Annotated in this window: 32 protein-coding genes; 31 read left to right on the top strand and 1 reads right to left on the bottom strand. The window is 72.6% G+C overall.

Annotated features, from left to right (window positions below):
• Positions 1-2: 2 nt before the first annotated feature.
• The 17 genes from ACFY3I_RS29640 to ACFY3I_RS29560 all read left to right on the top strand — a co-directional run bounded on the left by ACFY3I_RS29640 (position 3) and on the right by ACFY3I_RS29560 (position 9185).
• Positions 3-716 carry a hypothetical protein gene (locus ACFY3I_RS29640; RefSeq protein ID WP_390864130.1) on the top strand — a complete coding sequence of 238 codons (714 nt, stop codon included), beginning with the start codon at positions 3-5 and terminating at the stop codon, positions 714-716.
• The gene (locus tag ACFY3I_RS29635; RefSeq protein WP_390864128.1) at positions 716-1210 is read left to right on the top strand and encodes a hypothetical protein; all 495 of its coding nucleotides are present in this window, start codon (positions 716-718) and stop codon (positions 1208-1210) included. Before ACFY3I_RS29640 ends, ACFY3I_RS29635 begins: the two co-directional genes overlap by 1 nt.
• Complete coding sequence (locus ACFY3I_RS29630; protein WP_390864127.1) at positions 1207-2280, top strand: YqaJ viral recombinase family protein; 1074 nt, start codon at positions 1207-1209, stop codon at positions 2278-2280. Before ACFY3I_RS29635 ends, ACFY3I_RS29630 begins: the two co-directional genes overlap by 4 nt.
• Before the next feature lie 3 nt (positions 2281-2283).
• The gene (locus ACFY3I_RS29625; protein ID WP_390864125.1) at positions 2284-3258 is read left to right on the top strand and encodes a recombinase RecT; all 975 of its coding nucleotides are present in this window, start codon (positions 2284-2286) and stop codon (positions 3256-3258) included.
• A gap of 122 nt (positions 3259-3380) precedes the next feature.
• Positions 3381-3788 (top strand): hypothetical protein, encoded by a 408-nt coding sequence (locus ACFY3I_RS29620; RefSeq protein ID WP_390864123.1) that lies wholly within the window; start codon positions 3381-3383, stop codon positions 3786-3788.
• Positions 3785-4675 (top strand): exonuclease domain-containing protein, encoded by an 891-nt coding sequence (locus ACFY3I_RS29615; RefSeq protein WP_390864121.1) that lies wholly within the window; start codon positions 3785-3787, stop codon positions 4673-4675. The genes ACFY3I_RS29620 and ACFY3I_RS29615 overlap by 4 nt, the downstream gene beginning before the upstream one ends.
• 2 nt (positions 4676-4677) lie before the next feature.
• Entirely contained in the window at positions 4678-5406 is a 729-nt protein-coding gene (locus tag ACFY3I_RS29610; protein WP_390864119.1) for a hypothetical protein, read from the top strand.
• Positions 5403-6038: a hypothetical protein gene (locus ACFY3I_RS29605; RefSeq protein ID WP_390864117.1), complete on the top strand. Its 636-nt coding sequence runs from the start codon at positions 5403-5405 to the stop codon at positions 6036-6038. The genes ACFY3I_RS29610 and ACFY3I_RS29605 overlap by 4 nt, the downstream gene beginning before the upstream one ends.
• Complete coding sequence (locus ACFY3I_RS29600; RefSeq protein WP_390864116.1) at positions 6035-6475, top strand: hypothetical protein; 441 nt, start codon at positions 6035-6037, stop codon at positions 6473-6475. The genes ACFY3I_RS29605 and ACFY3I_RS29600 overlap by 4 nt, the downstream gene beginning before the upstream one ends.
• Positions 6472-6810 carry a hypothetical protein gene (locus tag ACFY3I_RS29595; protein WP_390864114.1) on the top strand — a complete coding sequence of 113 codons (339 nt, stop codon included), beginning with the start codon at positions 6472-6474 and terminating at the stop codon, positions 6808-6810. The genes ACFY3I_RS29600 and ACFY3I_RS29595 overlap by 4 nt, the downstream gene beginning before the upstream one ends.
• Entirely contained in the window at positions 6803-7090 is a 288-nt protein-coding gene (locus tag ACFY3I_RS29590) for a hypothetical protein (RefSeq protein WP_390864112.1), read from the top strand. Before ACFY3I_RS29595 ends, ACFY3I_RS29590 begins: the two co-directional genes overlap by 8 nt.
• The gene (locus tag ACFY3I_RS29585; protein ID WP_390864110.1) at positions 7090-7404 is read left to right on the top strand and encodes a WhiB family transcriptional regulator; all 315 of its coding nucleotides are present in this window, start codon (positions 7090-7092) and stop codon (positions 7402-7404) included. Before ACFY3I_RS29590 ends, ACFY3I_RS29585 begins: the two co-directional genes overlap by 1 nt.
• 47 nt (positions 7405-7451) lie before the next feature.
• Positions 7452-7703 (top strand): hypothetical protein, encoded by a 252-nt coding sequence (locus ACFY3I_RS29580; RefSeq protein WP_390864108.1) that lies wholly within the window; start codon positions 7452-7454, stop codon positions 7701-7703.
• Positions 7700-8161 carry a hypothetical protein gene (locus ACFY3I_RS29575; RefSeq protein ID WP_390864106.1) on the top strand — a complete coding sequence of 154 codons (462 nt, stop codon included), beginning with the start codon at positions 7700-7702 and terminating at the stop codon, positions 8159-8161. Before ACFY3I_RS29580 ends, ACFY3I_RS29575 begins: the two co-directional genes overlap by 4 nt.
• Positions 8158-8409, top strand: coding sequence for a helix-turn-helix domain-containing protein (locus ACFY3I_RS29570; protein ID WP_390864105.1), 252 nt, complete (start codon positions 8158-8160; stop codon positions 8407-8409). The genes ACFY3I_RS29575 and ACFY3I_RS29570 overlap by 4 nt, the downstream gene beginning before the upstream one ends.
• A gap of 20 nt (positions 8410-8429) precedes the next feature.
• Complete coding sequence (locus ACFY3I_RS29565) at positions 8430-8783, top strand: hypothetical protein (RefSeq protein WP_390864103.1); 354 nt, start codon at positions 8430-8432, stop codon at positions 8781-8783.
• A 96-nt stretch (positions 8784-8879) separates the two neighbouring features.
• Positions 8880-9185, top strand: coding sequence for a hypothetical protein (locus ACFY3I_RS29560; RefSeq protein WP_390864101.1), 306 nt, complete (start codon positions 8880-8882; stop codon positions 9183-9185).
• Between the two features lie 5 nt (positions 9186-9190).
• Here ACFY3I_RS29560 and ACFY3I_RS29555 read toward each other — a convergent pair whose 3' ends face one another.
• A complete protein-coding gene (locus tag ACFY3I_RS29555) occupies positions 9191-9397 on the bottom strand; it encodes a hypothetical protein (RefSeq protein ID WP_390864099.1) in 207 nt (68 codons plus the stop codon).
• Positions 9398-9506: 109 nt separating this feature from the next.
• Between ACFY3I_RS29555 and ACFY3I_RS29550 the strand changes: the two genes are divergently transcribed.
• The 14 genes from ACFY3I_RS29550 to ACFY3I_RS29485 all read left to right on the top strand — a co-directional run bounded on the left by ACFY3I_RS29550 (position 9507) and on the right by ACFY3I_RS29485 (position 17701).
• Positions 9507-9824 (top strand): hypothetical protein, encoded by a 318-nt coding sequence (locus tag ACFY3I_RS29550; protein ID WP_390864097.1) that lies wholly within the window; start codon positions 9507-9509, stop codon positions 9822-9824.
• 31 nt (positions 9825-9855) lie between these two features.
• Complete coding sequence (locus ACFY3I_RS29545) at positions 9856-10929, top strand: hypothetical protein (RefSeq protein WP_390864095.1); 1074 nt, start codon at positions 9856-9858, stop codon at positions 10927-10929.
• A gap of 62 nt (positions 10930-10991) precedes the next feature.
• Positions 10992-11639, top strand: a complete 648-nt coding sequence (locus ACFY3I_RS29540; RefSeq protein ID WP_390864093.1) for a hypothetical protein — start codon at positions 10992-10994, stop codon at positions 11637-11639.
• 5 nt (positions 11640-11644) lie between these two features.
• The gene (locus ACFY3I_RS29535) at positions 11645-11902 is read left to right on the top strand and encodes a hypothetical protein (RefSeq protein WP_390864091.1); all 258 of its coding nucleotides are present in this window, start codon (positions 11645-11647) and stop codon (positions 11900-11902) included.
• Positions 11899-12810, top strand: a complete 912-nt coding sequence (locus ACFY3I_RS29530; RefSeq protein WP_390864090.1) for a hypothetical protein — start codon at positions 11899-11901, stop codon at positions 12808-12810. Before ACFY3I_RS29535 ends, ACFY3I_RS29530 begins: the two co-directional genes overlap by 4 nt.
• A 72-nt stretch (positions 12811-12882) precedes the next feature.
• Positions 12883-13545, top strand: a complete 663-nt coding sequence (locus ACFY3I_RS29525; RefSeq protein WP_390864088.1) for a hypothetical protein — start codon at positions 12883-12885, stop codon at positions 13543-13545.
• A 58-nt stretch (positions 13546-13603) separates the two neighbouring features.
• Positions 13604-14071, top strand: coding sequence for a hypothetical protein (locus tag ACFY3I_RS29520; RefSeq protein ID WP_390864086.1), 468 nt, complete (start codon positions 13604-13606; stop codon positions 14069-14071).
• A 75-nt stretch (positions 14072-14146) separates the two neighbouring features.
• Positions 14147-14395: a hypothetical protein gene (locus ACFY3I_RS29515; protein ID WP_390864084.1), complete on the top strand. Its 249-nt coding sequence runs from the start codon at positions 14147-14149 to the stop codon at positions 14393-14395.
• A 339-nt stretch (positions 14396-14734) separates the two neighbouring features.
• Positions 14735-14878, top strand: coding sequence for a hypothetical protein (locus ACFY3I_RS29510; protein ID WP_390864082.1), 144 nt, complete (start codon positions 14735-14737; stop codon positions 14876-14878).
• 145 nt (positions 14879-15023) lie between these two features.
• Complete coding sequence (locus ACFY3I_RS29505; protein WP_390864080.1) at positions 15024-15371, top strand: hypothetical protein; 348 nt, start codon at positions 15024-15026, stop codon at positions 15369-15371.
• Complete coding sequence (locus ACFY3I_RS29500) at positions 15358-16002, top strand: hypothetical protein (RefSeq protein WP_390864078.1); 645 nt, start codon at positions 15358-15360, stop codon at positions 16000-16002. Before ACFY3I_RS29505 ends, ACFY3I_RS29500 begins: the two co-directional genes overlap by 14 nt.
• Positions 15999-16631 (top strand): hypothetical protein, encoded by a 633-nt coding sequence (locus ACFY3I_RS29495; RefSeq protein WP_390864076.1) that lies wholly within the window; start codon positions 15999-16001, stop codon positions 16629-16631. Before ACFY3I_RS29500 ends, ACFY3I_RS29495 begins: the two co-directional genes overlap by 4 nt.
• A 204-nt stretch (positions 16632-16835) precedes the next feature.
• Positions 16836-17093, top strand: a complete 258-nt coding sequence (locus ACFY3I_RS29490; protein WP_390864075.1) for a hypothetical protein — start codon at positions 16836-16838, stop codon at positions 17091-17093.
• Between the two features lie 17 nt (positions 17094-17110).
• Complete coding sequence (locus ACFY3I_RS29485) at positions 17111-17701, top strand: hypothetical protein (RefSeq protein ID WP_390864073.1); 591 nt, start codon at positions 17111-17113, stop codon at positions 17699-17701.
• Positions 17702-17749 lie beyond the last annotated feature (48 nt).

Below are 17749 nucleotides of genomic sequence, written 5' to 3'. Positions count from 1 at the left end.
CCATGTCCCCGGTCAGGCTTAGCGCAGAGCGACGCAAGGCGTTCGCGGCCGTCGCCGCCACGGCCCGTGCCCAGCGCGGCACCTGGGTACGACTGGACGCCTACCCGACCGTGCGCGGCGCCCGCACCACAGTCGGCCGCATCATCAAGGGCAGCGCCGTGGAGTTCCCCGGCGCTGGCAACTGGCAGGCCTACACCGCCGCTTGCGAGGACGGCGAGTCCGTGTGGGTGCGCTACGTCGCCGGTGACCAGCCGGTGACACCGTTGCCCACCCGGATGACCGTCCGTGTCCGCCACGACGGCACCGGGCCCGGCTACGAAGGCGCGGGCGTCCTCACCGTCACGATCTCCACCTGCTGCCCCCGCTGTGGTGGCCCGCGCGGCGTGGAGACCGTCCGCCCCTATGCGTTCGTCCACGACGGCGACCACCTGACGGTCCACCGCTGGTCCAACCCCTGCGGGCACGTGGACCTGTACGAGAACGTCGTGGCGGAGGCCCGCCAGGAGGAGCGGGAGGACCCGGCGGACCTGTTGCTGTCCGCCTACTCCTCCCAGGAGATCAGCCTGGACGTAGGCCAGGCCGTCAACCTGTTGGTCCGTCACGGCCACTTCGACGCTGCCGCCGTGGTGCGGGGCGAGATCAAGAACCGCAACGGCCGCATGTCCACCTTGCAGGCCGTGGACTTCCTGCGCGGCCTGGTCGGAGGTGGCTCCTGATGGGCGGCCTGTACCGCGACTACCACCGTGTCGCCGATCACCAGACGACGGCCGCCTACGCCAAGGCCGCCCCGGGCGCCTGGCAGCGGGTGGGCATCTACCACGACACCGAAAGCGCCCGGACCACGACCACCCAGGTACGCGCTGGCCGGATTGCTGCCTACGGGCCCGCCGGGCAATTCGACGCCTACCGGTCGGTGGGCTGGGAGGGCCGCCGCCTGTGGGTGCGCTACGTCCACGGCACCTCCCCGACCCCCGAGCTGCCCGAGCAGCTCCCGGAAGCCGCCGCCGTAGTGATGGCCGCGCATCTCTCCGCCGACCGGTACGTGAGCGCCCGCTGGGCTGCTGACCTGCTGGTCTCCAAGGGGTACGGCGAGGACGCCGACCGCATCCGGGCCTGGCTCGCTGGCGGCCGCAGCGGCCGGACGAGCGCCCGCCAGGCCGCCGCCTACCTGCTCCAGATCAGCGCCCCCCGAGAGGACGTCATCCAGTGACCGCCACCATCACCGAACTCACCCTCCCCGGTGTGGACCTGGCACCGGAGGCCCGGGTGGTCCTGCCCGCCGGCGACATGCTCGACCCCGCGTATCGGGAGCTCTGGCTGGACGAACGCCTTCGCGGCCTGGGCGGCTCCGACGTCGCGGTGCTGCTCGGGTTCGTGTCGGGCAAGGGGCCGTGGCACGTGTACGAGGACAAGCACGGCCGCGGCAAGGACTTCGACACGGAGGCCATGGAGTTCGGCCGGGAGATGGAGGAGCCCATTGCCCGGGTGTTCTCCCGCCGGACCGGTATCCCCGTCATCACCCCGCCCGGCATGTACGTCAACGTCGAGCGGCCGTGGATGCTCGGCAACGTCGACCGGCTGGCGCTGGACCCCGACACCGGCGAGGTCGACGGGCCGGTGGAGTGCAAGAACCGGACCGAGTGGCAGCTGACCGACTGGGAGCAGGACGAGGCCCCGGACGCCCCGCAGATCCAGAACCTTTGGTACCAGGGCGTCGGCGGCTGGCGTAAGGGCTACGTCGCCGCGTGCGTGGGCGGCAACAAGCTGCGGTGGCACGCGGTCCCGCGCCGGGAGGACCTGCTCCAGCACCTGGTCCAGTGGACCGGGGACTGGTGGCACCGCCACATCGTGGAGGGCGAGGAACCCCCGGCGGACGGCCTGCCCGGCACCAAGGACCTGCTGGCCCACCTGTGGGACGTCAAGGCCGACGCCGTTGCCGAGGTGGCCGTCGAGCAGGCCCGCAACCTGCGCAAGCGGGAGGCCGCCCTGTCCGCCGCGATCGACCGGGCCCAGCGCCGCCTGGAGACGGTGCAGAACACCATGCGCCTGATCGCCCGTGAGAACGAGATCGTCAAGACCCCCGGCGGCAAGGTCGCGTGGACCTGGAAGCAGAACGGCAACTTCGCCGGCGCCCGGTTCGCCAAGGCCCACCCGGACCTGGCCAAGAAGTACGAGGTCACGAAGACCGGGATCGACACCAAGCGCCTGGCCGCCGAACACCCTGCCATCTACCGCGAGTTCCGCGCGCGTGTGCTGCGCGTGCCCGCCAAGGAGGTCTGATCCGTGACCGAGACGCTGATGGACCGGGTGCTCGCCGCCACTGGCGGCGGGCGCCCCGCCCCCGAGCAGAGCACCGTCCTGGCCGTGGAGCCCCCGGTGGGGGAGGCGACCCCGGCCCAGGTGGACGCCGTCCAGGAGTACCTGGACAAGCACGCCGACAAGTTCGCCGCGTCGCTGCCCAAGCACGTGCCGTACGAGGCGTTCCGGGCCGCCGTGGCCGCGCTGCTGCCCCGCCTCGGCGCCTGCACACCGGCATCCCTGCGCATGGCGCTGCTGACCTGCGCCCGGTTCGGCCTGGTGCCGGACGGCTACGAGGCTGCCATCCAGGTGCAGGGCTCCAAGGCCGTGTTCGTGCCCCGGTACCAGGGTTACGTCCGGCTGATGTACCGCTCCGGGATGGTCGCCTCCGTCCACTGCGGCCTGGTCCACGAGAACGATGAGTGGGAGGTCTCCCCGAGTGCCCCGGCGCCGGATGACTTCCGGCTGACGATCCGGCCGGACCTGTCCCCGGAGGAGCGCGGCAAGGCGCTGTTCGCGTACGCCTTCGTCCGGCTCACGGACGGCACCCGCTCCCAGGTGGTCTACGTCAACCGGCACAAGGCCGCCCAGCTCCGCGACGAGTGGAGCTACGCGTACAAGCTCGCCGAGGCCAACGGCCGCAAGGACTCTTTCTGGCACCGGGACTTCGACCACATGATGCTCAAGTCCGGGTTGAAGGCGCTGTTCCCGTGGGTGCCCACCTCGGCGGATCTGGTGGCGCTCGTGGAGGCGGACGACGCCGGTGAGCGGGGCGAGGTGCAGATCGTGCACGCGCCGCGCCCCGAGATGGCCGCCAGGGCCGCCGAGGCGGAGCAGGCACACCGCGAGGCCGAGGGCCCCCAGCGGGAGCCCGCCCGACTGCCGGTGAAGCGGAACAAGACCGGCGGCCGGTACCGGGGCAAGAAGCAGCGCGGTGGCCGGAAGACGGGGTGTAGCTGATGAGCCCGGCACCCCGTCCTGTTAAGGAAGGCGAGCGTGTTGGGCGCCTTGTCGCCACCGCTGACCGGCAGCCCGGAGAGCCGCGTGTGAAGGCCCGGTGCGTCTGCGGCGAGGAGCGCGCCGTGGCCATCGGGGAGTGGGGCAAGTCCCAGTCATGCGGGTGCCTGACGCGCGAGGCGACGATCAGGCGGAGCACGAAGCACGGGCACACCGGCACGTCGATCTACTGGACGTGGGCGGACATCGTGGGCCGATGCACCCGCCCGTCCCACAAGCGGTGGGCGGACTACGGCGGCCGTGGCATCACCGTGTGCGAGAGCTGGCTGACCTTCGCCAACTTCCTGGCCGACGTGGGGGAGCGGCCCCCTGGCCTGGAGCTGGACCGCATCGACAACGACCGCGGTTATGAGCCCGGCAACTGTCGGTGGACAGACCGCTCAACCAACCAGAAGAACCGTCGCCCGCACTCCTACTACAACCGGGCCCGGGACGCGCTGACCGGACGTTATACCTCGGAGGCAGCGGTATGACGTGGCACCGCCGTCCCCTCTGCGGCCTCGATCTCGAAACCAGCGGCACGGATCCGGAGTCGGACTGCATCGTCACCGCCTCCGTCGTGCGCTACGGCGGAGGCAGGCCGACCGCCGCCCGCTCCTGGATTGCCAAGCCCGAGTTCGAGATCCCGGCCGACGCGACGGCGGTGCACGGCTGGTCGACGGCGGACGCCCACGCTCAAGGGCAGGACCCCGCCGTCGTCCTGGCGGAGGTCATCGACTCCGTGGTGGCCGCCGTTGAGGGCGGCCACCCCGTGGTCATCATGAACGCCCCGTTCGACCTGACCCTGCTCGACCGAGCTGCACGGCGCCACGGCGTCGTCCCGCTCGCCGAGCGCGTGACCCCGTACGTCCTTGACCCCCGCGTCCTGGACAAGGAAGTCGACCGGTACCGCAAGGGCCACCGCCGTCTGGAAGACCTGCGCCGGCACTACTGCGTGACCCTGGAGGGCGCGGCCCACGACTCGCGGGTGGACGCCATCGCCGCGTGCCACGTGGTGTGGCGGATCGCCAACCGGCACCGGTGGATGCAGCGCAAGACCCTGGCCGAGCTGCACGCCGCCCAGGTCAAGTGGGCGTACGCCCAGAACTCCAGCTTCCGGGACTACCTGGCCCGTACGCCGGGCCGGGAACTGGAGGCCCTGACCGTGCGCCTGGACTGGCCGGCGGTACCGGCCACCACCGCGGCGGCCGTCGCCAGGAACGGCGATGACCCGCTGACCGCGATGCACGCGGCCGGCGAGGTGGAAGCCGCCGAATACCACTACTGCACCCGTGAGCGCTCCACCCGCGCGCACGCCGTCACGATCGACGGCCGCCGCAGGTGCTGGAGCTGCGGGAACGAAACGGTAGGCAACCAGTGATCATGACTCTCGAACCGTTCGGGGTGGACTACGTTCCCCCCGCCCAACAGGACTGCCCCGACTGCGGATGCTGCTCGGCCCGCCTGTGTGAACGCGGCCGGATGAACGTGCACCAGTGCCACGGGCTGACGCCCGAGGAGTTCCGGGCGACGGTCTCCAACTGCCCGTGCTCGTCGCCCTGGACGCGCGGGACGCACGCCTGGCGCCTGGACCGCATCCGCGCCACCCGGTACGCCTCCGAGCAGCCGCTGGCCCCGGCCGTGGAGGTGGTGCTGCGCGCCCTCGCCCAGGGCGTGGAGGTCAGCAACATGCAGGCCCTGGCCCCGCTCCGTGTGACCGGCTTCGTGGCGGTCAACGCCGACAGGACGGTCACCGTGACCGAGGCGGGCGCGTTCTACCTGGGCATGCGCAGCACGCCCCGGTTCGTCACGTCCGTGGAGGTGCTGTCGGTCGACACCAGGATGCGCACCGCGCGGTGCCTGGTCGTCGGCTGGCACCTCACCGAGCCGGTGACGGTGCTGCTGGACCAGCTCCTGGCGTCGACCAAGCTGCCGGTGGAGGAGCTGACCCGCGCGTCCCTGGAGGCGGAGGCCAACTGCCGCGCCTCTGCTCCTGACGACGTGGTCCTGACCCGTATCACCGTCGTCCCGCCCTTGCCGGACGGGATCCACGACCCGGAGCGGACACTGGCGCTGCGCGCAGTCACCCCGGCTGGGGGTGAGCAGGCATGAACCACGCCGTGCAGACGATCCACGAGCACACCCCCGAGGTCCGGCCCGTTGACGGGCCTCGGGTGGTCGGTGTGGACACCAGCCTGAGCGGCACCGGCCTGGCCTCCTCAGAGGGGTGGTGCCGCGTGGTCGGCTACGTGGACAAGAGTAAGAAGCACCCCATCAGCAAGCTGCCGCGCATGGAGCGGCTGGCCCACATGAACGTGCTGCTGGACGCGATCGTGGCCGCGGTCGGACACCCGGACCTGGCCGTCATCGAGGGCGCCGCCCTGTCCAAGGCGTCCGGCGGCGCGCACGAGCGCGGTTGGCTGTGGTGGCGGGTGTACGAGCGGCTGCTGGACGCCGGTGTCCCGACCGGGGTCCTGTCGACCAACCAGCGCATCCACTACGCCACCGGCAAGGGCACCGGCGCCAAGGGCGTGGTGCTGGAGCAGGTGGTGCGGCGGTGGCCCCAGTGGCAGACCGGCGGCAACGACAACGCGGCGGACGCCGTGGTGCTCATGGCCGCAGGCCGGGACTGGCTGCGCCACCCCATCGGTGACCTGCCCAAGCTGCACCGCAAGGCCGTGGACAACGCCGACTGGCCCGAGGCCGCGGACGTAGCACTGTTCGGGCCGGGGGCGTCGGGATGAGCTGGGAGACGGTGGCACGCGCTCTGCAGAGCGGTGACCCCCGCCAGATGTCGGACCTGGCGCTGGCGGCCGCACACGGGTGCAGCGTGGCCCTGGTGGGCCGGGTGCGCCAGGACCTCAACCTTCCGACGTACGCGCGCGGCAGGCGGCCCACCCGGCAGGCTCTGGAGGACGTGTTCCTGGAGCGGTCCCGGCCGGTCGCCGGCGGTCACCGGGAATGGATGCGCCAGACCGCCGCCAGCGGTACGCCGGTGCTCTCCTGGCGCGGCCAGCACGTCACGGCCGGACGGGTCGCGTTCAAGATCGAGTACCGGCGTGAGCCCGTTGGCCAGGTACGGCCTACGTGCACCTTCCCGCACTGCGTGGAACCGAAGTGCCAGGCGGACCGGCTCATGCGCGACGCGGACCGGGCCACGCTCGCGGAGGTCGACGCGTGAGCACGGCCGACCGCCGAGCGCGCCCCGCCCGGACCCCCGCCGGGGTACTCCCGGCGGGGCCCCGGCGGGGGGAGCTGCTGGCCGTCGCCAGGCGACTGGCCGGTGCCCCGGAGGGGGCCACCTGGTGGAGGGGCCGGGACCTCGTGGCGGTCGCCCGCGCCGCCGATCTTGCGTCACCGCTGCCGGTCCTGGACGCGGACCGCGACGAGCCGCGCCTGGCCGCGCTGGTGATGGCCGAGGTCGGCATCGGGATCGAGGAGACCGCCGACCGCCTGGGCAGCTACCACCGCCAGGTGTCCCGGTGGCGCGAGGCGGCGGAGGCTGGCCGTGCTTGACGACTACCTGCGCGCGCTGGACGCCCTGCTGCCGGTCGTGGAGACCGTGCCGGTGTGGGGGCCGCTGCTGGTCCTCGGGGTCGTCGCCGCCCTGGTGTGGCCACACCGCCCCAGCCGCCGGACGGTGTCCGGGCATGTCCCGGACGCTGTCCGGCCGTGCGCGGACACCAGCCCGGACGCCCACGCCCCCACTGCTGTGACCTGCACGGACACGCGTCCGGACGTGTCCGTGGACACCAGGACGGAGGCGTCCGGACATGAGGCGAGGGGCGAATCCTGATGTCGATCTTTCCTGCCCGCCGGGCGCCGGACAACCTGCCGCGCCCCGTCCACTGGGCGGCCGTCGCCGCGTGCAAAGACCCGGACGTCGACCCGGACACGTTCTTTCCGGCGCCCACCGACCCGCACGGAATCGAGGAGGCCAAGAGCTACTGCCGGACCTGTCCGGTGCAGATGCGGTGCCGTACGGACGCCCTCAACCGGGGCGAGGAGCACGGCGTATGGGGCGGCCTGGATGAGGAAGAGCTCCGCGCCGTGCGCCGCATCCGCCGGGCCGCCGCCGCCAAGCAACGCGCCCTGGCCAAGGCCGGCTGACCGCACCCGCACCACCTGACCCGCCCACCACCGAAGGGGAGCAACCCGTGGCCATCACCACCCGAGAGATCGGCATCCGTTTCGCCCCGCCCAAGAACGACGAGGCCCGCACCGCCATAAAGGCCCGGATCTCCGCCAAGGCCGAGGAGTTGGCGCTGCTCATCCATGAGCTGGTGCCCGGCTGCCGCGAGCAGTCCGAAGCGATCAACGGCGTGGAGCACGCCGTGCAGTGGGCGCACGACGGCGTGGACCGCCGCCTGGTGCTGCCCGGCGAGGGCCCCCAGGCGGTGGGCCAGTGATCGGCGCGGAAGCCCTGAACCCGCTGGTGCAGGAGATCATGCGCCACACCCTGGACGGCCGCCCGGCGGTCGCGGCCGGGCTCCTGGACGTCGTGGTCCACCACGGCGACAGCGCCGATCTGTTCGGCGTGTGCTGCGCCGCCGCCGAGACGGCACGGGGCGCCCTGTGCACCCTGTTCCCCGACGCCGGGACTGCCGAGGGCGACGGTTGGCAGCTGCCCCCGGGCCTGGCCGACCAGCTCGTCGGGGACCCCCACCGGCTGTTCGCCGCCCGGTTCACCACCGCCCACCTCAACGGCGATAGCGCAATGGCGCTCGCGCTGTTCCGGGCCACCGAGTCCGCCGGCCAAGAGGCCCAGACCGAATCCATCTGCAGCCTGCTCGCGCACGTGCGCGGCCTGGCCCTGCGGGCCGAACAGGGGCCCGCCACGCCAGAGACGGGAGGAGTTCCGGCATGACCACCGAGACGACCCAGCGCTACAGGTACCAGCCGCTCAAGGGCGCGCAGCGCGACCGCATCCGCGCCGAGGCCGCCGAGGACTACGAGTCCGGATCCAGCATCCGGTCCGTGGCCGCCCGCCTGACCGAGCGGTATGGGTCCGTCAGCTTCGGCCTGGCTCGGGACCTGCTCCTGGAGGCCGAGGTGCCGCTGCGATCCAAGACCTCCCGCCTGCACCGCACCCGCCTGAACCCGCCGTCCGCGTAGCCGCTCCGGGAGTCACCACCGTGCCCTTCACCAACCGCCAACTGGCCATCGGTGCCGGTCTGGTCGCGCTGCTCGCGCTTCTGTTCTCGTGCGCGGCACCTGTCCGTCACAACGGCACGGGTGACTGCCTGGGCCTGGTCGCGGCTACCAAGCCGGTGCCGCCCCGGCCGGTAAGGCCCGCGGCGCCCGTACGGCCGGCCGCGCCCAAGGTGCCGCTCCACAAGGCGCCGGCCCCCGCTCACGCGCCGGCCCCCGCTCACCCCGTGCGCAAGGACCAGCACGTCTCCGTGCCCCACACCGTCACCGCCCACCCGCACACCTGGCACGGCCACCACAGCCACGGCCAGGACGTCGACGTGGACGACTGCGACTGATCCCGGGGCAGTTCGCCGACGCGGTCCGGGCCTCTCTCCTCGAGGCCGGGCCGCGCACCCCTCCCACCTCCTCGCCCGATACCGAAGGAAACAGCGATGCCCCGGCCCTCGTTCTGTCCGGCCTGCGGTGCCCCGATCCGGTGGACCATCACCGAGGCCCGTAAGCGCTTGGCCGTCGACGCCGCGCCGCACCCGGAAGGCAACTCGGCCGTGTCCAGGGACGGCCGTGGCACCTGGCTGTCGCGCCGGCCGACGGAGGACCTGCCGCTGGCGCCCTACGAGAAGTTGCACATGCCGCACGTCGCCACCTGCAAGGCCCGCCAGGAGGAGGGTCCGCTGACGCGGTGCCTGGGCGTGATCCGGTTGGACGACCGCCGGCAGGGTCGGGGTGCGGCGGGGTGAACGGGTCAGCTGCCGCCGAGCGCCTTGACGGCGCGGTCGTAGAACTCCGGGGTCACCAGCATCACCTGGCGGACGCCCCGCTCTGTGAACGCGCCGACCTTTCCGCCGTAGCGGACATCCCGGACGAGGGCCGTGAGAGCTGCCCGGGCGTCCATCAGCCCGACCTCTGCGACGCCGTCCGACGCGGTCTTGATCTTGTCCTCTCCAGCCATGCCAGGAGTGTAAGACATGCCAACCTTTAAAGAGTGACAATGCTTGTAAACCTTTAAAGGTTCGTGCCACAGTGGCCCGTAGATCCACTACGGACGAAGGAGCAGGTCAATGACGGTTTCCATCTCCGCCGCCGGTCAGTCGAGGCAGCAGGATGACCTGTACGACTGGGCGATTCACGCCACCGACACCTGGCGCGTCGAGTACCGCCAGGCGGGCCACGGCGAGGCAGACGCGGACACGCTCACCGAGATCCAGGGCGCCCTGTACCGGGCTGCCAGGGGCGGCTGCGCCCACCGCCGCCAGGCCCTGCGCGTGCTCGCCACGGCCATGGGGCGTACGGGACGCACCGCCGTGGACGCCGTCCTTCCGGAGGTGCCCCGGATCGAGGCCGACCTGGCCGTCGCCCGGGCTGCCCGGACCTCCTGACCCGCCCCCCCACGACCGCAGAGAGACGCAGATGAGCACTGACGAGCAGGAGACCCGCAAGGACGGCGCCGTGCCGAACTCCTTCGGTAACGCGCTCGCGTGGACCTGGACGCGCCAGATGCCGCGCGGCCTCAAGGGCGGGTTCCTGTGCACGCTGTACGCGCTGCGCGCCATGGCCGCCCCGTCCGGTGAGCTGCGCTTCAAGGACGGCAAGCCCATCCGAATCCAGGACATCGCCAAGGCCGCCGGGTGCCGGGAACAGGACGCCCGCCGCTACATGCAAGCGGGGCGGCTGGCGGGTGTGGTGCTGGTCGACGGCGAGCGCCGCCGCGGCCGAGCCACCCGGTACGTCATCGCCCCGGTGGCCTGGCCCAACTGGCAGGCCGCCGCCGACTACTTGAAGGGCACCGCCCGCCGCCGCAAGGAGGATGAGGAGCCTGAGCAGGGTTCGGGCCACGGTGGCACGAACTCTCCGGAGGATGGTTCGGCCCACAGTGGCACGACCGAGAACGGGCCACAGCGGCACGAACTTGAGGCGGAGGGCGCCAAGACAGTTCCGCCCACAGTGGCACGTATGGGTTCGGACCACAGTGGCACGAAGGGTTCGGACCACAGAGGCCCGATCAACCCAGGGGTAGCCCAGGGGGTTACCCACGTACTGGCTGATGTAGGTACTCAACCTCAGGTGGTTGCGGGCGAGGCAGCCAACAGCGATCACTCCAGCGAGAACCAGGCCAAGGCAGACCACGAGCCGTTCGGCCGGTGCGAGGAGTGCGGGGTGCCCCTGGTGCGGCCCGGCCGTAGGCGCTGCTCGTCGCACACCGAGACCCCAGCTCGAGGCCGGAACGCCCGAGCGGGCCGTCAGCGGCCTATCCAGGCGCCGCTGATGACGGTGGTCGCGGGAGATGCCGAGGGCGCGCAGCGGGCTGCCGAGGCCTCTCAGCAGCCCGTTTCCAAGATCCCCAACCCGTGGGCCCCGGAGCGCACCTGCGGCTGCGGCCGGACCCACCGCACCGGTGAGAGCGCCTGCCCCCTGTGCATCGACCTCCAGCGCCAGGAGATCACCCGCCTCGCCGTCGACCACCCCGGCGCCCACACCGCCTGACTCCCTGGGGCGCTCCCGCCCGATACGTGGAGCGCCCCAGGCCGACCGAAAGAGAGCCACCGATGAAACACCCGTCCACGCGCTGCCGCACCTGCGGCCTGGACCACGGCCCGGTGCGCCACCCGGACGGCACCCCGCCGCACCCGTACGGCTGCCGCTGGTGCGGGATCGAACCTGCCGAGCACCGTCAGCGCCGCACCGCGGCCGCCGGCCTTCACGCCTGGGCCCGCCCCACCAACGTGCAGATCCTGGCCCGCATGCGCGCCCGCCGCGCCGCGCATACCGAGGCCCGCCGCCTGGCCGCCCTCCTGGTCGCGTTCGAGCGGGCCGCCGGACTGGTCGGCCCGGCCGAGCGCCGCCGCCGGGCCCGCGCCGCGGCCCGTCGCACGTGCACCACGTGCGAGCACTTCCTTCCCGCCACCCCGCCAGAGGAGCCGTGCAACCCCGACGGCTGCGGCTGCACCGGCTATCCGGACGCCTGCGACGTCCTCGCCGTCCCGGCCGGGACCGCGCTGCCCGTCATTGGCTGCCCCCGGTGGCAGCCCGCCGAGGAGCCCGCCACCGGGCCCGCGCCCCGCCAGGCCCCCGCCGTCTGCGACGAGATGAACCACAACTCGATCGGCCGGGAGGTCTTCTGCCAGATCGAAGACCCCGACCACAAGGAAGACCACGAGGCCGGCGACGGCACCACCTGGCCGCGCGAGGACTGACACAGATGACCGACGAGACCACCGAGACGCCGCCCGTGTACCAGCTCCCCGAGGAGCGGGTGGCCGCCATCCGCGACCTGCTCGCCGAGTTGACCGTCCAGGCAGCACCCCGCCGGAGGGCGGCCGCCGGCGACGCCGAGCACCGCGCGCTCCTGGCCCTGTGCCGGGACGCCATCACCGACCTGATCAACGACCGGGACGCCCTGGTCAAGGCCAACGGAGAAGCGGGCGAGGAGATCGCCCGGTGGAGGGGAGAGCTGTGACGACCGAGACCGGCACGCGCCGCCCGCACGCGCAGGAGGCGGAAATCCTGAAGCTGATCGGTGAAGGCCTGAACGACACGGCCATCGCCGAGCGGCTCTACTGCGGCAAGCAGGCCGTGCGCAAGGTCCGCCGAGCCCACGGCCTGCCCCCGGCGGCCAGGATCACCTGGCGCAAGGCGCACCCGAAGGAAGCCGAGATCTTCAGGCTCCTGAAGAAGGGCCTGAGCAACACCGAGATCCGGCAGCTCACAGGTGCCGACATGCGGACCATCGCCCGCCGCCGCGCCGCCGGCAACATCCTCCCTGCCCCGCTGGTCGGCAGCAAGGGCCGAACGCACCCGCGCCAGGCGGAGATCCTGGCCGCCCTCCAGGCCGGGGACAGCAACAGCGCCATCGCCCAGAAACTCGGCGTGGACAAGTCCGCCGTGGGCCGCGTCCGGCGAACTCACAAGCTGCCCGGGTACCTGGAGCGCCGCCGCGGACTCCAGCCAAGCCTGGCCGAGCTGTGGATCAGGCACGCCCGCACGGTCGACGGCGGCCACGTGGAGTGGAACGGCCCCCGCTCCAACGGTAGCCGGACACCGATCCTGCGCCACCTCGGCAGCTGGTACAGCGCCGCCGCGGTCGCGTTCGAGATGCGTACCGGCCGCCCCGCCGTCGGCCAGGTCAGGGCCGAATGCAAGGTCAAGCACTGCGTGGCCCCGGCCTGCGTGGAAGACGAGCCCGGCCGCCAGGGCCTGCGCCTGCAACTCCGCCGCCTCCGTGGCCTGCAAGACCCGCCCACCGGCACCTGCGACAACGGCCACGACCTCACCACGGAGGGCCGCCTGGACGCCCAACTGCACCCGTACTGCGAGGGCTGCAAACGGGAGGGCTCCACCCGCGCCAGGAACCGCACCACCAGCTGACCCACCCGACCCGACCGGGGCGCCCCCGCCCGATACGGGGAGCGCCCCGGCCCACCCAGAAGGGCACCAGTCATGACCACCACCACCACCGTCACCGACGCCGCCGGCCGAACTGTCCACCACGGAGACGCCGTCGGCGGTACCACCTCCGGCCGCTACCAGACCACCGTCATGGGCCCGGTCGTCCAGATCGGCAAGGACAAGGTCAAAGTCCGCGTGACCAACCGCCCGACGTACGGCGGCTATCGCGACGCCAACGGCGACGACGTATGGATCGACCCCAGCCGGGTGTTCCTCGTCCACCCCGCCACGGAGCGCACGTTCACCGGATTCCGCACTCCGGACGGCCACACGTGGACCGTCGCCGCCCGCACCAAGGATGTGCTGTGGGAGTCCCCGATGGTGCCCCAGCGGTACGCCGCCAACCAGCTCCGCAGCCTCTACGAGGGCAAGCTCCACCCGGTGTGGCAGGACACCCCCACCGCCGAACCCGACGCCTACCCGCTCACGGCGCCGTGGGCGCTGCTCCTGGACGACGAGGACCTGATCGGGTTCCTCAACGAACTCGCCGGCGTCATGCAGGACGCCCCCCACATGGCCACCGCCGCCGGTCACGTCCACGCCCGCCACATCCTCGACGGCCTGCACAAGGCGTGCGCCACCTGGCAGTTGATCGCCGAGGCCCAGCACGCCCACACCACCGCGCCCGGTCCGGACACCGAAGCGACCGCCTGACCACACCACGTCCGGGCCGCCCGCCGACACAGGGCGGCCCACCCACCTGGAGACCATCATGCCCACCAGCACCATCACCCGCCCGACAGCCGACCAGGCCGCCGTCATCCACGCGGTCCTGGACAGCATCACCGGCCAGCACCCGCCCGAGACGTTCCTGTGGGTCGTGCACCACCACCTCGACGGTGGCGCCACGCTCCATTACCGCTGGACCCCTGGCGGCGAACCGCTGGGGGACCACGTCGACCGCGCCGCCCTCGCCGCCGGCCTCGACGCTGCGGACTGGCTCCACATCGGTGACCTCAACTGCCGCCGCTCCACCCGCGGCCGCTTCTCCACCGACGCGTTCGCCCTCCGTCCCGTGCTCGCCGACGTCGGCAACGGCGTCCGCTCACCGGAGGACCGGCGCGCCGGAATCCTGCGGGTCATCGAGCGTGCAGCCGAGGAAACCGGCCGGACCGCGCGCCCAGGCTGCCCCCGCTGGCTGGGCATGGGTCCGGACCTGCTGAGCCGCAAGACCCCCTGACACAGCACGGCGCCGATCGTCCCCACCCGATATGGGGGCCATCGGCGCCGGCACCCACGGTAGTGGAGGAGCCCCGTGGCCGAGCACCCCGACGAGCAGAAGACACCCGCCGAACAGCCAGCCGACCGCTCGCGCACCTGGCGACCGGACGGGCCCGGCAGCTTCCAGGCTCCCGCTGGCGTCACCGCAGTGACCGACCGCACCGGCCGCCTGTGGACCAAGAGGACCACCAGGTGGACCCGCAACGGCACCAACTGGGTCCGCTGGTGCACCCTCGTCGCCGAGCACGGCCCGGTCCACGAAGCACGACGAGGCCGCCCGTGACGTGGGTCCGCTGGGCACGCATCGCCCTGTACGCCGCCGTGTTCGCCGTCCTCAGCTGGGCCGGGGCCTGGGCGACGCTCGCCGGCGCCTGGACAGTCGCCGCTGCGGCCTACGGCGGTTCCCTCGCGGCTGCCCTGGCCGGGCACCGCGAGTGGCAGACCGCCGCGAACTACGCCGAAGCCGTCGACGCCGGACACCCCACCTCGCCCACCGGACGCCGCCAGGCCCACCGCCTCGCCCGCCGCGTGCTGGCCGGCACCTGCTGGTGTGACCGCTGGTGGACCTCATTCGGTACCGATCACGACACCTGGTGCCCCGTATCGACAGGAGCCGCACGCCGTGCACGCCACATCCCCCGCCCTCACCGACAGCTACCCGGACGCCGAGCTGTGGCGCCTGCTCGCCGTCACCGCCGACACGGACCGCGATGAATCCCCGTTCGGCTGGAGCGACATCCCGCCCGTCCGAGACGCGGACCGGTGAGCCTGCCCGCAGGCTGCCCGTGCCCCTGGATCCGGCACCCGGACGGCGCCCCGTGGATCTACCGCCCTGACCCGGCCTGCCCCCGCCACGGCCGCCCTGCACGCCCCGCGCCCCTCGCCACCGTCACCCCGATCCGAAGGAACCCATGACCCTCCCACCCGACCCCTGTCCGCTGCCACCGCACGGCCCCCTCCTGCCCATGGACGGCACGACCACCTGCCGGGTCCATGACTCCGAGACCGCGCCCCCGTGCGGCCAGCCCGGCAGCTGGCATATCGCCTGGACCCTCAACCCCGGCGTGGCCTCCTCGATCGTCTGTGACGCCCACATGGCCGACATCCGCGCCGAGCACGTCTACGCCGACCGCCACCCGCTGGGCGCCGCCTGCCCACTGCCCGGCATGACCTGGTGGGGCTTCAACGGCCGGTGCGCCCTTGACCTGGACACCAGCCACGACCACACCACGAAGGAGATCACCAGTGCCTGCCACTGACTGCGTCGGCTTCCTGGACACAGGCCTGCCGCCTGCGCGGCCCAAGCGCCGCGACCTGTCCCCGCTCGCCGAGCTGCTTGCCCAGACCCTGTGGCCCCTCGCGGACTGGAAAGGCGACCGCGCCCGATGCGAGCGCGCCGCCCAGGCCGTCGCCCGCGTCATCGTCACCACGAACAGCGCCACCCCCACCGGACTCCGGGCCTCCGACGAGGTGGAGCAACACGTCTTCGCCCAGCTCGCAGGGGCCCGCTCCGCTCTCCTCATCGGCCTCCTGACCTCCCGCGAGGAGACGCGGCACCTGGCCGCCGAACTCGCCGGCGCCCGCTCCGCCCTGGACCACATGCGCGGCGCGATGTCCTGGCTGTCCGGCCACGACCGCCAGGGCCTGGACCACCTGGCCGAGGCCAACCACGAGTCACGCGGCCGCGAGGCAGCCGTCCGCCAGGCCCGCCGCTGGGCCGCCCGGGCCCGCGCCGCGGAGGCCTCCCTGGAACGCCTCAACGACTGGTGCGACGGACTGGACGAGACCGCCGTCCACGTCGCCGGACGCACGGAACCCATCCGGACCCACCCGGTCGCCGCGGCCGTCCGCGACCGCATCGCCGGCGGCACCGAGGAGGGGCCGAAGTGACCGACGCCGGCACTCTGCGGGACCTGCTGGGGGACTGGGTCACCGTCCGCAACCCCGACTTGCCCGTCACCTGGTACGGGCGCCTGGTCGGCATCCACGACGACCCCGGCCTGCTGCTCGCCATCCCCGGCCGCGGCAGCACCTGCCTGCCCCAGACGTTCACCGTCGCGGCCGCTGCCCCGCCCACCGTCCGGATCCCCCCGCAGGATGAGGCCCGCCCGTTCTCGGAACTGGCAGACGCCGGTCTGCTCTGGCTCATCAACCGGGTTGTGTTCCACCCACGCGGTCTGGCCCTGGCGATGCACTGCGATGACTCCGGTGCCGCCTACGGCTGGAGCCTGCTGCGCAACGACGAGGGCGAACCGTGGCAGTTCGACGTGGCCACCGACGCGGACGGGCTCACCCGTGCGGAGAACACCATCACCGCGGCGCTCGCCGACCACAGCGCCCGGGTGGACGACTCCACGGCTACCGGCAGCGAAGTCGTCCACCCGGACACGAACTCGCAGGCCAGCAGCCCGGCCGAGGCGGACGAGCCAGAGCAGCCCCAGCGCCTGGACTGCCCAGGGCGTTGCCAGGTCCCGCCCGGCGTCACGTTCACCGAGGTACCCGAGCCGCGGCACGCCTAGGGCGACGTCCACCGCTGCCCCAACGGCGGGTGCGGCAGGACCTTCCTGGCCCGCACTACCGGGTCCCCCTGGTGACCAGCAGGCGCCTCGCGCTCGAGGCACGCGTCGACCGGGCCGCGGCCTGGCTCATCGACCACCAGTGCATGACCCTCGCCCAACTCCTGTGGCGCACCTTCCGCATGATCTGACCTGTACGGAGCCAGCATGAACACCAACCCGTCCACGGACACTCCGGACGCGTCCGGGACTGTCGTCCGGGGCGTCATCGTCGGAGCATCCGGCGCGGACACCGGCCCCGCCTCCACCAGCACGGACACTGTCCCCGGACAGCCGGACACGGACACCCCGGACACCCCGGACACGGGTGTCCGCATCGAGTACCGGGCGCGCGTCCCCCGCCGCCTCCTCGGCGCCGCACTCCTGGAAGCGTTCGCCGCCATCCACCGCGAGACCAGCCGGTGACTCCCGACACGGACGCCATGCGCACCCGCACCGTCGGCGTCGACGTCGTCCGCCTCACCCCGCTCCAGCACGGCCGCCCGGTCCACGCGACGGCCGAAACCTTCACCCCACGCAAGCCGCTCCACCTGATGGTGGCCATCGTCTACCTCGCCGAGACCTTCCCCGAGCCACTGGTGCGGTGCGGACCGAACCGCGACGTGGTCGCCGCCATCGCCACCGAGGACGCGTACGAGGAACGCCACTTCACCGAGGCCATGGACCGCCGACTGCTGCACCACGTCGCGGACGGGGTCGCCGTCGAGACCTGGACCGCCGAACGCGGAGCCCGCCCAGCTCCCCGCCGCTGGCTCTACAACCTGCTGCCCCGCTGGACCTGGACCCCGCCCGAGGACTGGCCCCTGGAAGAACCCGACAGCATCACCGTGCACACCGTGGGCAAGGTCAACGCCAACCCGCTGCACACCTGGCCCACCCCGGCCCCGTACGAACGACGCGAAGACGCCGCCGACCTGCACGCCGTCCAGCTCCGGACCGCCATCACCAGCACGCCGCCACCAGCAGCGGGCTACGCGGACCGGCCCCTGGCCACCTGTCCCGCCGGCACCTGACCCCTCCAGCGCGCGGGTCCGCCGCCCCCATGCGGTGTGCCCCTGCGA

The organism is Streptomyces sp. NPDC001068 (assembly GCF_042897315.1).
In the GTDB taxonomy this organism is placed as follows: Bacteria; Actinomycetota; Actinomycetes; order Streptomycetales; family Streptomycetaceae; genus Streptomyces.
The sequence above is the reverse complement of the archived record's forward strand: the minus strand, read 5'-3'. Positions and strand labels throughout refer to the sequence as shown.